We start from the raw sequence: 14,776 nt of genomic DNA, 5'->3' as shown, positions 1-14,776 counted from the left end.
CTGAGGCTTAATCAACAAAGCCTTTCATCTCACACCTCTCATCTAATCTTATCCGGCTGAGAATGAGGGGTAATCAAATTTATTCTTATTCAATACTCCCTACCTCTCTTCCCTTTCTGAAAATGATATGAGCAGGAGAAAGCTGAAACAGGAAATTCTCAACATACTGGGTAGAGAAGACCTGCTCCAGGTGAGACGATCTCTGGCATCATTTTCTGCAAAAGAAGTTGTCAATCCACTCTTTTCTGCATTGTGTTCACCAAATGAAATAGTGAAATGGCATGCGGTGACTGCTTTTGGCTGGGTAGTACCCAATATAGCCAACGAAGATTTCGAATCGGCACGTGTAATTATGCGGCGTTTTCTCTGGAGCTTGAACGATGAGTCAGGAGGGATTGGCTGGGGAGCTCCTGAAGCTATGGCTGAAATTATGGTGCAGGATGAGCGGTTAGCAGATGAATACCTGCATATGCTTATTTCCTATACACGCGATGATGGACCGGAACTCTTTCAGGACGGCAATTATCTTGAACTGCCCATGTTGCAGCGCGGACTTCTCTGGGGGATCGGCAATCTCTGTTTTGCCCGTAAAGAACGGATGCAGCATTTTTGCATTGGTAAAGATCTGCAGGCGTATCTTGCTTCACCCGATGGGCCGGTACGGGGCCTGGCTCTGTGGGCTCTTGCTGCCCTTGAGGAGAGTTCTGGCGGAAAGGCAGCGTCCGGGTTGCTGGAAGATACTGCGGAAGTGTTTATTTATTGGCAAGGACAGTTCCTCAGCCATACGGTGGGTGAACTGGCGAAAAGGTATTTGCAGGACCTCGAGGATGAGTCGAAGGTTCTCTGAGCGTGAAGTAGAAGAGAAATACCCATTTGATTAAAGAATTCCCTCGGGGAGGGGCGGAACCCTGTCCCCACCGAGGAGATAGCCGCCGTCCATACGGATGACTGTCCCGGTCATAAACGACGCCTGGCACGCCAAAAAATACACTGCCTCTGCAACTTCTTCCGGTTTACCAAGCCGACCCAGCAAGGTATGCTCGATGAGAGCATCTTTCTCTTTTCCCGACAGCGCCGTCCAGCCTCGGGTGTTATCTCCATGACGGCCACTGATCAGACCAAGCATCAGTTCGTTGACCCGGACAGTTGGTGCCCCTTGCCGGGCCCAGGTTTCAGTTAGAGAACTCACTGAGCGATTGGCCGCACTATACCCATCGTTGAAAAAACTGGCTGCTGGTCCACTGCGTCCGCAAAGACCGGCAATGGAGGAAATGTTGACCACGGCCCCATGAGTTTGCTGCATGAGCGGCAATGAGCAAGTGAAGAGGTTCCACTTGGCTTTTACAGTTGTGTCAAATTCCAACTCCCATTGGTCCCGGTTGTGCTCATGCAGATAGGAACCATGTACCACAGGCATTCCACCGCGCTCAATATTATTAATCAGATAATCTAGTCTGCCGAAGCGTTTTTTTGCTATCTCCAGTAACTCAGAGACAGCAGAAAAGTCACGGAGATCGCATTGGCAGCTTAGCACTTCCACATTCGCATCTTGGAACTCTTTTTCCATTTCTTCCACTGATTCGGGCCAGTCAAACCACGGAAGAATCAGGTTGACCCCGCATGCGGCGAAACGCCGGGCGATGTGACGGCCAATGATTCGAGATGCTCCGGGAATGAGGGCGGCAGGGCGAGGCGATAGTTCAGGGGACGACATGGCGATTGGGCCTCATTACAGTTGTACCCGTCACCCTGCTGTGGCATGAACGGGATAATATTTTCCAGGGGAATGACATGTTATCCTGAGTATTTAGTATCTGTTTACCTTCTTTGTCAATATCAAGATTGTCATTCAATGGTTAATTAAGATACCAACGTGCAGCATAAGTAGGCAATTCCATATGCAGCAGTGAAAACTCCCTCAGCAATGTCTTGTATTTCATCTTATTCTGCATAAGGTTGTTGAAGTTGATGACAGGGTGACGATGTCAAGCACAGCAATGCTCAACGACATCGTCTGGTACTGCTGTACCACTATTTTTAATTCTGATTACTTATAAAGCTCAGCTATTTTTTAGGGGTGTCACTATATGAGTACCCGCCCCTGTTACACTACCTCTATACCGTTAAACAAATGGAGGTAAACATGTCGCAAAACGTAATCCAGTTCCAACCAGGTATCAGTTTGCAAGAATTTATCTCAAAATACGGTTCAGAAGAGCAATGCTATCAAGCACTTTTCAGATGGCGATGGCCCAATGGATTTAGATGTCCAGAATGTGGTGGTGATCGCTATTGCTCTTTGAAATCGAGAAAACTCATGCAGTGCAACAGTTGCCGCTCTCAGATTTCAGTTACGGCTAGAACCATCTTTGACTCTACCAAGCTACCTCTGACTACTTGGTTTCTCAGTATATATATCGTTACACAATCTAAAATCAGTATTTCAGCTCTCAGTTTGAAGAGAACTGTTGGTGTGTCTTACAATACAGCCTTATTGATCAAGCATAAAATCCAACAAGTTATGAAAGAACGAGACGATTCCAAACCGATCTCAGCAACCCTCGTGCAAGTTGACGATGCTTATTGGGGCGGCAAAAAACGTGATGGCCGGAGAGGCCGCGGAGCAACAGGTAAAATACCTTTTGTTGCTGCAGTTTCAACCAATACGGAAGGCCTTCCAGTTCATATGCGTTTTAGCCAAGTGCCCTCATTTTCAAAGAAATCTATCATCGATTGGGCAGACAAACATCTTTGTAAGGGTAGCGATGTTGTCACCGACGGCCTCCTCGGTTTTGAAGGCTTCGATGATGCAGATTTCTCACACAAAGTTATTATCACTGGAGGTGGACCTGAGAGTGTCAAAATGGCTGATTTCAAATGGGTTAATACAGTCATTGGTAACGTTAAGAGGTCATTTCATGGCACGTTCCACGCCATCAGCAAAAAACACTTTGGCAGGTACCTCGCTGAGTTTTGTTATCGTTTCAATCGTAGATTTGATCTGCGACAGTTGATACCCAGATTTACTTATGTGGCTCTAAGAACGCCACCAATGCCACAAAAGCTCATAAAGTTGGCTGAGCTTTGTGGGTAATCAAAATTTTTATTGTGTAAATTTCAAACATTAACGAATACCCAAGGTTTTGGTATGCGATTTTTTATTTTCCTTCGAAAATTGTCTTTTTTCCCTTTATGCGTTTTGCTCATCTTCTTGCAAAGTCATTCAGTATTTTCCCAGGAAAGTTGTCTAGCACCGGGTTGGCCATCGGAGCGAAGCGATCTCCAGCCTGATCCTGCTCTTACACGAGGAACGCTTGCCAATGGATTCCGTTATGTAGTGATGGAAAATCATGAGCCCGAAAATCGAGTCGCCCTTTTTCTTTATGTTCATACCGGTTCGCTGAATGAAACTGATGAGCAGCGTGGCGTCGCCCATTATTTAGAACATATGCAGTTTAACGGCACAACCCACTTCCCTCCCGGACAATTAGTGAAATTCTTCCAGGACATCGGTATGAGCTTTGGCGGTGATACCAATGCCCATACGAGTTACGACGAGACCGTCTACAGAATTGACCTGCCAAAAGGCTCCCAGGAATACCTCAAAAAGGGTTTCCTGGTAATGTCAGACTATGCGCGGGGGGCTCTTCTTACGGAAGAGGAGGTGGAGAGAGAAAGAGGGGTCATCATTGCTGAAAAAAGAAGTCGTGATTCCGCGAAATATCGCAGCATGGTGGCAGCGAGCAGATATAAATATGATGGAACCTTATTGCCAAAGCGAGAGGTCATTGGGATCGATTCTGTTCTTTTGCACGCAGACAGTAAACTGCTCAGAAGCTACTATGACAGCTGGTATCATCCGCAGAACATGTTGCTGGTGGTGGTTGGAGATGTGGAACCCTCACAAACAGTGTCGCTTATCGGAGAGATGTTCGAACCGCTTAAAGGAATTGGCAAAATGCCACCATGCCCAGAAATTGGCGAGGTACATCACAAAGGGACGAAGGTGTTCTATCATCCGGAGTCTGAGTTAGGACGTACCAATATCGCCATCGAAACGTTCTGGAATGAGCAGCCCCGGAACGATTCTCGTAACCTGCAAAAAGAAGAACTTTTACGTTACGCATCAATAATGATTCTGCATAACCGGTTGCAGCAACTTCAGGAGAAAAAAAGCGATGTGCTGACGGATGCGGGTTACTACTCGGGAGACATGCTGGAGAGAATTCGTTACTCCACTATTATGGCAGCGACCACCGGGGATAAATGGCAGGAAACACTTGGATTGCTTGACACAATCCTCAGGCAGGCACTGGTTTATGGAGTAACGCAGGACGAACTGGAACGCGTAAAAATGGATATTCTTGCCTCTCTTGACTCCGCCGTTCTGACAGCAGGAACCAGAGACTCTGAGAAGTTGGGCCGTGAAATCATTCGTCAGTTCGGTGATAACCGGGTGTATCTGTCGCCTGCTCAAGAGCGTGAACTTTATGGTGGCTTTGTCAGGCAGATGAAGGTGGAAGATCTGAACAGTCTCTTGCAAACTGATTGGTTGCAGGAAAATCGGATAATTACCCTTAGTGGTGACGTGGCAATTGAGGAGCAGGATCCTCAAGAAGTCGTTTTAAAAACATATGAGGAATATGCGTCCAAAGAGGTTGTGCCCTTTCAAGGTGCGCGTCTTGAACAGTTCCCATACCTTAAGGTTCCTGAAAAATCTCAGGTGGTTGTAAAAGAAGAGCGTTTCCCTGATATTGGTGCTGAACGGGTAGAACTTGCTAACAACGTAGCAATTACATTCAAGAAAACGACTTACGAAGCTAATACTGTGAGAATTATGGTTGATATCGGAAGAGGGAAACTTTCCGAGCCAGTTCCTGGGTTGTCTTTATTGGCTGAAGGAGTAGTGAACGATTCCGGTACGATGCGTTTATCGTCGATTGATCTTGCTAAAACTCTGGCAGGGAAGACTGTCGACGTAAACTTTGGGGTAGGTCAGGAGAGCTTTAGGTATTCTGGCAGGGCGGTTGTCGGTGAGTCTGAACTGCTTATTCAGCTTATCTATCACCTGTTACAAGATCCTGCCTTGCGCGACCAGGCGTGGACACGAACCATGGGGCGGCTGCAGCAGATGTATGCTGGCATGGCAAAGGATATCCAGGGAGCTATCAGTATGGAGGTTGAAACCTTTTTGGCCGGCGGTGATCCGCGGGTCGGCTTGCCGCCCTGGCCGCAGGTGCGCAGTCTTCAGCTGGAACAGTTGCGTAGCTGGCTATTACCTGAGTTTGCATCCGGAAGTCTGGAAGTTACAATTGTCGGCGATTTTGATCCTGTGCAGATGCAGACGCTGGCCATGAAATATTTTGGTGCGTTATCACAACGGCAGGAAAACAAGCCGGAGTTTTCAGAAATAACTTTTCCGGTTGGTCAAATGTTGCGAACGTCGGTGGACACTTCAGTTCAAAAGTCTATTGTCATTGCTGCCTGGCCTACGGCTGACTTCTGGGATATCCATCGGACCAGGCGACTTAACATCCTGGCTGACATATTTCAGGAACGGTTGCGTCAGGTCATCCGCGAGAAGCTGGGAGCAAGTTACGCACCAGCTGTTTACAGCGCGCCAAGCAGAATCTATACCGGATACGGAAGGATGCAGGTACAGGTTGTGGTTGCCCCCGGGCATGAAGATGCTATTCTGGCGGAAATCGAGAAAATTGCCATTGAGCTCAAGGATGATGGCATTTCATCTACAGAACTTGCACGAGCCAAAGGGCCACTTATGACAGGTCTGAAGGATGTGGTGAAGTCAAATGACTATTGGATGAATTCAGTACTGGCAGGCTCTAAACGACATCCACAACAACTCCAATGGCCGTTATCCATGATAGATGATTTTCAAGGAATAACCGAAGCAGAAATCGAAGAACTGGCTGTCCGTTATCTCATTCCTGCAAAGATGGCAAAGGCCGTAGTCAGCCCGTCAGATAGGCGTTGATCAGAGTTCTCTAATGTCCGGATTAGCCAATAACCCACAGCGCCAGGTTTTCAGCCTGGCGAATGGTTCGTTTTGAGACCCCGCCGAAGATAGACTTCACTTCACTTTCTGGTCGCCGACCAATAACAATGGTGCCACAGTTGTTTTTTCTGGCGGCGCTGATAATGGCGGTGCTCTCCTCAATGGTAGTGGGTTCGGGCAAGGTGAATATACACTCTTGAGAGACGCCTCCTTCGGTCAGAAGATGAGTGGGGCCGGTGAACATGCAGCCGTTACCGGATAGGTGAGTGTCGCACCACTCTTTCCCCCAGCGATCGTAAAACATTTCCGGTCGACACACCGGTGGTGAGGAAAGAAAGCTTCTAGCATGAAAAAGGTACAATCTTACATCGGTTCGACCGCTGAAAATATGGGCCAGATGATCAATAGCCATCATCGAGTTTGGCGTACCATCGACAGGAATCAGAAATCTTTCTGATTGGATATTGCCATCAATAACCCAGAGTGGGGTAGATCTACACCTGTCGAACAATGCCGATGAGACAGAACCGAGCAGTAATTCTCCAACAATTCCCACTCCTCTACGGGCAACCACAATGGCATCGACCAGATGATGGGATCCGAACTGGTGAATTGCGGAGGCGATGCTTCCGGCGGGCTGGCAGCAGGTTGTGATGCGTTCTGCATGAATGCCATGTGCCTCAAGTTTCTGCCGGGCTTTTTGTAAAAGATGGTCCCCCTTTCGTGACATGGCTGATGTGGGACGATCTGGTGTTAGGCTATTCAGGCTATCTTCAGGCTCGGGAAAGGCTGCTGCGCTGCCGGCGTGAACGTGAAGCAGTAAAAAGTTGACATCCTCCTGTGAACCGAAGAGATGCGAAACATAGAGAAGCGCCTGGGAACTGGTGGGGGAGTCATCTATGCAAATCAAAATTTGTTTTTTCATCGGCCTGTCATCCTATGGAATCGTTTTTTAATATGATATGCATGGTTACGAGGATGGGTCAATACAAAAAACAAGATGGAGCCAAGGCACTGAGCCAGAGTTTGCAGTTAAGGTTGGGGGGATTTACAAAAAAAAAAAACAAATAGGTCGCTTCTGGTGCAGCTATCCTTAGCAGCTGCACCAGAAGCGAGGTGAACCAGAAAAGACTACTTCAATGCAGCTCAGCGTGAGGGCCATTGCCGCGTTTTCTCACAATAATGGTGGAAAAATAGTGGGGATTTTCAGGAATGGAAGAAAGATCACTGATGATTCGCTCGTCATGCATTCCGGCTTTTTCCACGTAGATCGCGTTTTCTGTCAGTCCAGCTTCCTTCAATAATCTGCAGATCTTATCCATCACTCGGTGGACTTTCATAAGGACAATAGCGTCAAAATCGCAAAACGCCTTTCTGATCTTTTCTTCGCAGAAGGTCGCAGGTAACACCGCAAGCATATCGTCACCCAGGCAGACCGGAGTCAAGGTAGAAGCGGAACAGCTGCTCATTGCCGAGATGCCTGAGATAAATTTCACCTGCAGATCGGGCCGGATGGACATAAGGGTGTCATACAGGTAGTAGCCGGTGGAATAGATGGCTGGATCGCCAAGGGTGGGAAATGCCACATTAGTGCCGGAGTCGAGTAGTGCAAGTACTTGGTTGGCGGTTTCTTTCCAGGCTGATTCAACCTCAGGTAATGGTGGTTGGCCGAGCTTAATCTTTTTCATAGGAAAATAGACTTCATGAACCTGTTTCTCGGCAATGTTGACGACCTGCTCGACTATTGAGAGCGCAGTGGAACGGCCGTCTTTTGAACCTTTCGGCGCAACAATAACAGGGCAGCTTTTCAGGGTGTTGAAGGCTTTTAACGTTAAATGTTCGGGATCGCCAGGTCCGGTGCCGATAATGAAGAGCGTGGATTGCATAATTATTGCCGTGTGATATGAATGGTGGGTTTTGGCATGTTGCCAGTTGTCATGGAGGTTGCCGATGGGGCATCGGGATAGAGGCAGGAGTGAATCTGCCTGATCCCATCAATGAGCCGCATAGTCGGTCTGGAAACAATATCCTCTTCGATGAGACAGACTGATTTGGTTCGTATTGCCTTTATCAATTGAAAACCGGGTTCGCTATAAATGTCGGTAAGGCTGACTCTGTTCATTCTTCCTACCTGACTGAGAAAAACATCTATTTCTTCCGCTTTTGAAAGCAGTTTCTCCTTGCCATACGGTGCTATATTACTGTCATTTCTGCCGGAGGCGTCAACCGCAATGTTATTGCCGCCGCCGATCTTTAACGCAAACATGGTGATCGCATCCGGATCAAAGGTTTTCATTTTACTGTGGATGGATTCAAAGTAGACAGTGGGGCGATCTTTTTCATTTTGCGGGAGAAGTGCTTCCTGGCGGGTCAATTCATCGCTGAATTTCTTTGCCATTTTCTGAGCCTGATCGTTACGTCCGCAGAGATCGCCGAGTTTTTGCCAGTAGGAAAACATCTGATCGATACTTGTAGGCTGCAGGGAGACGATAGTGATGCCGATTGCCCGTAATTTTTCAATGAGTTCCGGCTGGGATCTGGAGATCATCGGCCGGATGAGCAGCAAGTCAGGCTCGGCGGCCAGGAATTTCTCGGTGTTGTCCCGGTAGCTGAACCTGGGTTTTGAGGTAAATTTTTCTGGGTAATTGTCTGATTCCCCAATACCAATCAGCTCGGAATCGCAACCAAGGGATGCGAGGTTTTCGGTATGAGCCGGATAGAGTGAGATAATCTTGGAAAACGGTTTGGCAAAGGAGATCTCTTGACCTTCATCATCAACAATGGTCTGGGCTATTGTCACTAACGGCGTCATGACCAACATTAAAAGTGAAATAACGTATATATGAAGAGCTTGTGGCTTAGACATGGTTGTACCGGTAGTGAATGTGTGGGGTTTCGTCTGGTACATGGAGGATGGTTGCCTCGACTCCAAAAATATTTTTCAACAATTTTGGCGTCAGCAGCTCGCTAACATCTCCTGCAGAATGTATGCGACCCCCCTGATGCATGACGATCAACTCATCACAAAATGATGCCGCCAGATCAAGATCGTGGATGGCAGCAATAGCGGTGAGTTTTGCATCAATGACCTTGGCACGTAGCGCTTTCATGATGTCGATCGAATGGCGTACATCAAGGCTGGCAGTGGCCTCATCAAGAACCATTACTTCAGTATCCTGGGCAAGGGCTCGTGCAACCAGGACACGTTGCCTCTCACCTCCTGAAAGGCGGGTAACATATCTATCTTTCAAGTGCTGTATGTCAAGTATCGTAAGGGCGCTCTCTATAAGTTCATAGTCTCTTGTGCAGGGTGAACCAAAACGGCCAATATAGGGGTGGCGTCCCATCATGACCACCTCGGAAACTGTATAATCGAAATCCATGGAGAAGGTCTGGGGCACGAAAGACAATACCTTTGCAAGGTCAGGTTTTGTATACGTGTGGATTGGTCGATCTTTGAAAAGAATAGTGCCGGAGGTAGGATGAGTGGATCCGGTCAGGAGGTTGATAAGGGTGGTCTTGCCGCTGCCGTTAGGGCCGATAAGGCCGTACATTCTGCCTTTTTTGAGAGAGAGAGTGATATCACTCAGGCAGGGGGTTCCGCGATAAGAAAAATCGCAACCATCGAGAGTATAGATGGTGGTGGAGAGATCAGCGGCCATAGGCTACCCCCATTTGTCTTCTGCGAAAAATGTAGCAGAAGAAAGGTCCGCCAATAAGTGCGGTCAAAACGCCGATTGGTATCTCATGGGGGAGAACTGCACGGGTAATGGTATCGGCAAAGAGCAGCAGCATTCCGCCCGCCAGGAATGTTGCAGGCAGAAGAATTCTGTTGTCAGGGCCGGCTATCATTCGCAGCATGTGCGGGACGATGAGGCCGATAAAGCCAATGACTCCCGAAACGGCTACGCAGCTGGCGGTGATGAGTGAAGCACAGATCAGCAGTTGTCTCCTGAGTTGAGCAGTATCGACACCAAGAGTGTTGGCAGTGGCATTGCCAAGCGCCATTATGTTGAGGTCGCGGGCAAAATAGCAACAGAACAGGAGGCCAGGGCAGAGGATAATGAGCAGCAGACCCACATCCTGCCAGGATTTTCCGGTGAAACTGCCCATCAACCAGAAGATAATGACGTTGACCTCCTCATCGGCCATATACTTCATAAAACCAATTGCTGCTGACAGAATCGCGGCAACAATAACCCCGGAGAGAATCAGGGTGTTGGATGACAGTTGAGCATCTCCGGCAGAGAGTGCAAATACGGCGGCCAGAGTAGCAAGTGCGCCACAAAAGGCGAATATAGGAACTGAGAAAGTTAAGGGGAGAGTAAGGCCAAGCATGGAGAGGATAAAAGCTGTTGATGCCCCGAATGCTGCACCCGATGAGATCCCCAGCGTGTAAGGGTCAGCCAGTGGATTTAAGAGAATCGCCTGGAAGATACATCCGGCAACTGCAAGACCACCTCCAACAAGGGTGGCCGCGAGGATTCTCGGCAAACGAACATCCATGATGATGGTGGAAAAGGTCTGGCTGATCTCCTGACCTGTGGGGACAAGACCGAGGGTGTTGGCGCAAATAGTCTGTATCACTGCCTTGGCGGGAATGGCGATATAGCCCATTCCTGTGGCCGTGACAACGGTGGCAAGCAAAAGAAAAGTCAGTGATCCGAAAAGTAATGTGGAATTACAGCGCATTCAAGCTCCGACAAACTGCCGCTCCCGGACTGGAGGAACCGGGATAATGCCAAAATAGCTGGCAGGGAGGAAAGGATTCATCTCCTGCCAACAGGCATAAAAAAAACCCGAATCACCTGTTAGTGTGATCCGGGATATCCCTGGCTATCCAAAATCGACTGCATCAAGCGAATCTGTCCACGATTCATCTTGACCAATAGTTCAGGCAGGTCTTCTGACTCCCGGGTCATCCTTTTCCTGAGCCTTCCCATCCCATTCGGACAGTGGCATTTGTTCAGAAATCGTCACCGGTTACAGCGGCGGGCCCGTCTTCGATTTGCACGAAGTTCCCTTTTTACACTCAGCGCCAATTCTGCCGACGCTATAGAGTACCTGAATATTACATCTATTGCTTACTCAGAACAGATTCGAAAGTCAAGTGACAAAACATATTGCCTATGCTACGCTAATAGTAGGTGTTATTTTTCGTTGGAGGCCTTACTGTATTGTGTTATAAACTTCTGTAGTGATGGTTGGCTAACGTGTTGAATGCCAAAAACAAAATGTACCCTCAGCCTGGACTGGAGCACCATTATGGAGCGAAAACAGTTAAATGATCGTCAAGAGGCAGCGAATCGAATGGGGGGGTTTTCTCGACGTACCCGACGTGAGCGAGTCGCAGGATTCACCTGCGATATCGCTGATGGAAACCGTCTTCTCGCTGGAATTGTTGAGGATATATCCGCCAACGGTTTCAAAATGACGCAGGTGACCGAAGCTTTTCAGGGTGACGAACACTACTATCGTACGGTAGTGAATGGCGGTGGAAAACATTTCAAGATTCTGGCCAAGCCTTGCTGGAGTCGAGCATCTTCTGATGGCCTCGAAATTGGTTTTAAGATCCTCGATGTTTCCTGGGAATGGACTGAGTTGATTTTGACCGCCGAGTTTCTTGGGATGGACGAGGATTGGGCAGCCGGAAACGCCTGATAGCTGTCCAACTGCTGTATATTGATCGCCTTATTCCAAATGTATTATTATGCTCGGACGATAAAGGTGTAATATTGTCACTTTTTTGTAAATAATCCTACAGTAATCTCCTATTTTTATAGCAGTAATTTCTAGAAGACTTTCCTTTATAACGTCCAGTAGTAATATATTACACCAACAATCACCAGGCTGATAACTCTTGATGCCTGGCTGTATATGATGAGCTGGGCAGCCATGGCCGGCTTGAAAATTCCCGCGTAATATGGGAACTGGTGACGTACGGCTCGTAGTGGCGACGACAGCACGTTTCCCACCAGAAGTGCTAAGATAATTTCCCTCTGTGACATTGCCCCTTCCTGTAATAATGCTCCGGCAGCTGCTACGCCGGCTGTTAATTCAGCTGCCAAGTGCAGGGTGATGATGCCAATGGATTGCGGAGATAGCCATGGAATCATTACCAGATATTGAGAAGCAAACTGTTCAAGTTCGCGGAAATATCCAACCCTGTGCATGATGAAAATGACGATATAGATTGGTACCGTGAAGGTTATTATTTTGCGTATTCGTCGTTTGAACCTTTTCCAGCTTTTCGTCATTGCCCCATGCCAGTCAATTCCGTTCTTATTACTCGATTCTTCTTTCATCTCAGTCGATTCTTCAGGTTTTGGCAAAACGAATCTGCCAACCAAGACGATGGCAAGAGTGCGCAGGACTGCTGCCGCCACAGTCATTCCTACATAGATAAAAGCTGCAGCGTGAATAAGAGGTACCGTGATGAAAAAAATGGTTGGCAAATGCGTGAAGTAGGTTGGAAAACTGTTGAAAAGATTGGCAATGATCAATTCTTTCCGGCTCATCTTTTCTTTGTCGAAAGCTTCTGCGAGCAAGGTATTTGCGGCGAGTCCCGAGAATATAGCCAGTGAAAAAGAGGCACTGGTTGTATCCGACATATTACCGAGCCGGGCAAGAGGTCTGGAAAGCAATCCGATCCATCTGGTCCAGTTGAGGGCTTCAATAAAGTTTGCTACCAGAAGTCCTAATGAAATAAAGACAATAAGTCGTATCAGCGGCCAAATGAGCCGCTCCCAAAGCATAAAGGCAAATTCGGGTGAAAAATCCATAAGGTAAAATACACCTGAAAGGAAAATGGCAGGGCTGCATGGACCCGGTACCTGAGTAGGAAAAGGCGTGGCACATTTTGGTCTGCTTGTGCCTACCGCTTTGTCTTAATTAATGTGACGTTTATTCTCTAAATCAGGAACATTCAAATCTAATGGGAATTGGTGCGGATGAAAGGGAATGCAGTTGGATATTCGGATAACTTTAGCAAACAACCACCCAAAAGAGTGGGCAAGATGATATACTTTTATTTTCATCATGCCCACTCTTTTTGTCGTTTTATATATCAGACTTTGAACTGACCCATCAATTTACTCAACATATCCGCAAGAGACTGGAGTTCCTTCGACTGAGTAGTGATCATGGTACTGAATTCGGCGATCTCCTGCACTGAAATATTCACCTCTGAAATATTTCCGGATATGGTGCCAGCAACAACCGAGCTTTGGTTGACATTGGTGTTGACATCCTGAATACCCAGGGAGGCTTGGGAAACGTTGTCGGCGATTTCCTGACTGGCGGACGCCTGCTCTTGTACAGCATGGGCGATGACGGCAACAATCTCATCTACCTTGCTGATAACATTGCTTATCTCTTCAATCTGTTTTACGGTCGTATCCGTTGATCTCTGCACCCCATCGATCTGCTTTTTGATCTCCTGGGTGGCTGATGCCGTCTGGTTGGCTAATGCCTTTATCTCATTGGCGACGACGGCAAAACCTTTGCCAGCCTCACCTGCACGGGCGGCTTCGATGGTGGCATTGAGTGCCAGGAGGTTGGTTTGCTCCGAGATTTCGGTGATAGTCTCGGTTACCGAGCTGATTTTAGAGGCAGTCAGGCCCAACTCATGAATTTTGCCGGAAGCTTCTTCGGCTTTGGCTACAGCTTCTTGCGTTACCTGCCGTGCATTTTCGGTATGTTGTGAGATCTCCCTGACCGTTACCGTCATCTCTTCGGCTGCTGATGCCACCATGTTAACATTGGTTGATGCTTCTTCGCTGGCCGCCGCAACACTTGTCATATTGCTGCTCATTTCTTCGGAGGCAACCGTGACCTGGTCGGTACGCTCGGAAATCCTTTCAACGCCGGCCGTCATCTTGTTTGAGATAGATGACAGATCGCGAGAAGAGCTATTGAGACTCGTGGCATCAATGGTAATCTGTTTAACAATGCCTTGCAGTTTATCCATAAAATTATTGAACCAGAAAGCCATCTCGCCCATTTCATCTTTAGTGTCAACTGCCAGCCTTTTGGTAAGATCTCCTTCGCCCTGGGCGATATCCTTTAACATCAGAGCTGTTCCCTTAATGGGTTTGATAACCAACGCGGTTGTGGTAAGAGCTGCAGAGAATACCAATACCATGGTCACCAGGATAATGACGATCATTGTGTTCCTGAGGGAATCAACTGCACCGAAAATTTCCTCAGTGGCACCTGTAGTGATCATAGCCCAGGATGCACCATAAATTTCCAGTGGTTCATAGCGAATCAGCTCCTCCTTGCCGTCAGTCCCCTGTTGCCTGGCAAATCCTGACTCACCGGTAAACGCTTTTTCGATATTCGCACCGGCAACCTCATCGCCCGTACGCCCAGATTTTACTACCCGATCAGTTCTCAGGGTAAGTTTATCTTTACTCTTCCCAACTAAAAAGCTCTCACTAGTCTCACCCATGCCACTACGCTGTTGGATAATAGCATTCAGAGTGTCGAGTTATAGTCAAATCTGGTGTTTGAAGAATCATTCTTAGATATTGACCACCCTGGTCAGCTCACCTTCTTTTACTGGTTCAACCCTCTCGCCATCCTTGAATCTCACCCCTCGAATGACCTCAGCAAGTAGCTTGAATCCCCTTAGCCGACGCCATTTCTTCTGGGCGCTCTGGCCGAGTTTGTAAACCATCGACAAGATAGTATGTCTTGCGACACATCCCCTTGTTTTTGCTGTCCGAAGTCGTACAGTGGCAAACGTTGACTCGATAG

At 47.8% G+C, this 14,776-nt stretch carries 12 protein-coding genes, 1 pseudogene and 1 riboswitch; of the genes and pseudogenes, 4 read left to right on the top strand and 9 right to left on the bottom strand.

The genetic code is table 11. From position 1 onward, the window contains the following. Window positions 1–127 precede the first annotated feature (127 nt). Window positions 128–847 carry a DVU0298 family protein gene (locus BUF15_RS17555; protein ID WP_073615018.1) on the top strand — a complete coding sequence of 240 codons (720 nt, stop codon included), beginning with the start codon at window positions 128–130 and terminating at the stop codon, window positions 845–847. A 30-nt stretch (window positions 848–877) separates the two neighbouring features. Here BUF15_RS17555 and BUF15_RS17550 read toward each other — a convergent pair whose 3' ends face one another. Continuing rightward, entirely contained in the window at window positions 878–1,714 is an 837-nt protein-coding gene (locus BUF15_RS17550) for an SDR family NAD(P)-dependent oxidoreductase (protein WP_073615017.1), read from the bottom strand. 429 nt (window positions 1,715–2,143) lie between these two features. Between BUF15_RS17550 and BUF15_RS17545 the strand changes: the two genes are divergently transcribed. Then, window positions 2,144–3,094, top strand: coding sequence for an IS1595 family transposase (locus BUF15_RS17545; protein ID WP_073615016.1), 951 nt, complete (start codon window positions 2,144–2,146; stop codon window positions 3,092–3,094). A gap of 246 nt (window positions 3,095–3,340) precedes the next feature. After that, window positions 3,341–5,995: a M16 family metallopeptidase gene (locus BUF15_RS17540; RefSeq protein ID WP_073615015.1), complete on the top strand. Its 2,655-nt coding sequence runs from the start codon at window positions 3,341–3,343 to the stop codon at window positions 5,993–5,995. 22 nt (window positions 5,996–6,017) lie between these two features. Here the strand turns inward: BUF15_RS17540 and BUF15_RS17535 are convergent, their stop codons facing one another. The 5 genes from BUF15_RS17535 to BUF15_RS17515 form a co-directional block, all read right to left on the bottom strand. Then, a complete protein-coding gene (locus tag BUF15_RS17535; RefSeq protein ID WP_073615014.1) occupies window positions 6,018–6,941 on the bottom strand; it encodes a universal stress protein in 924 nt (307 codons plus the stop codon). A gap of 211 nt (window positions 6,942–7,152) precedes the next feature. Next, complete coding sequence (gene cobI / locus BUF15_RS17530) at window positions 7,153–7,902, bottom strand: precorrin-2 C(20)-methyltransferase (protein ID WP_073615013.1); 750 nt, start codon at window positions 7,900–7,902, stop codon at window positions 7,153–7,155. Window positions 7,903–7,904: 2 nt separating this feature from the next. Next, window positions 7,905–8,828, bottom strand: a complete 924-nt coding sequence (locus BUF15_RS17525; protein WP_234981211.1) for an ABC transporter substrate-binding protein — start codon at window positions 8,826–8,828, stop codon at window positions 7,905–7,907. Between the two features lie 46 nt (window positions 8,829–8,874). Then, window positions 8,875–9,678 carry an ABC transporter ATP-binding protein gene (locus BUF15_RS17520; protein ID WP_084554146.1) on the bottom strand — a complete coding sequence of 268 codons (804 nt, stop codon included), beginning with the start codon at window positions 9,676–9,678 and terminating at the stop codon, window positions 8,875–8,877. Continuing rightward, window positions 9,668–10,708 (bottom strand): FecCD family ABC transporter permease, encoded by a 1,041-nt coding sequence (locus tag BUF15_RS17515; RefSeq protein ID WP_073615011.1) that lies wholly within the window; start codon window positions 10,706–10,708, stop codon window positions 9,668–9,670. The genes BUF15_RS17520 and BUF15_RS17515 overlap by 11 nt, the downstream gene beginning before the upstream one ends. Before the next feature lie 187 nt (window positions 10,709–10,895). Further along, a riboswitch (cobalamin riboswitch) is annotated at window positions 10,896–11,098 on the bottom strand. A gap of 183 nt (window positions 11,099–11,281) precedes the next feature. Here BUF15_RS17515 and BUF15_RS17510 point away from each other — a divergent pair. Continuing rightward, window positions 11,282–11,677, top strand: a complete 396-nt coding sequence (locus tag BUF15_RS17510) for a PilZ domain-containing protein (protein ID WP_073615010.1) — start codon at window positions 11,282–11,284, stop codon at window positions 11,675–11,677. 146 nt (window positions 11,678–11,823) lie between these two features. On the opposite strand, the gene BUF15_RS17505 is transcribed toward BUF15_RS17510, so the two are convergent. From BUF15_RS17505 to BUF15_RS17495, 3 genes and pseudogenes are all read right to left on the bottom strand, one after another. Next, entirely contained in the window at window positions 11,824–12,798 is a 975-nt protein-coding gene (locus BUF15_RS17505) for a hypothetical protein (RefSeq protein ID WP_073615009.1), read from the bottom strand. A gap of 284 nt (window positions 12,799–13,082) precedes the next feature. Continuing rightward, window positions 13,083–14,468 carry a methyl-accepting chemotaxis protein gene (locus BUF15_RS17500; protein ID WP_073615008.1) on the bottom strand — a complete coding sequence of 462 codons (1,386 nt, stop codon included), beginning with the start codon at window positions 14,466–14,468 and terminating at the stop codon, window positions 13,083–13,085. Between the two features lie 72 nt (window positions 14,469–14,540). Further along, window positions 14,541–14,776, bottom strand: a pseudogene (locus tag BUF15_RS17495) (IS256 family transposase); the annotation flags it as partial.

This window comes from Desulfopila aestuarii DSM 18488 (assembly GCF_900143695.1).
In the GTDB taxonomy this organism is placed as follows: Bacteria; Desulfobacterota; Desulfobulbia; order Desulfobulbales; family Desulfocapsaceae; genus Desulfopila; species Desulfopila aestuarii.
Note: the sequence above shows the minus strand (reverse complement) of the source record. Positions and strands in the feature narration are given on the sequence as shown.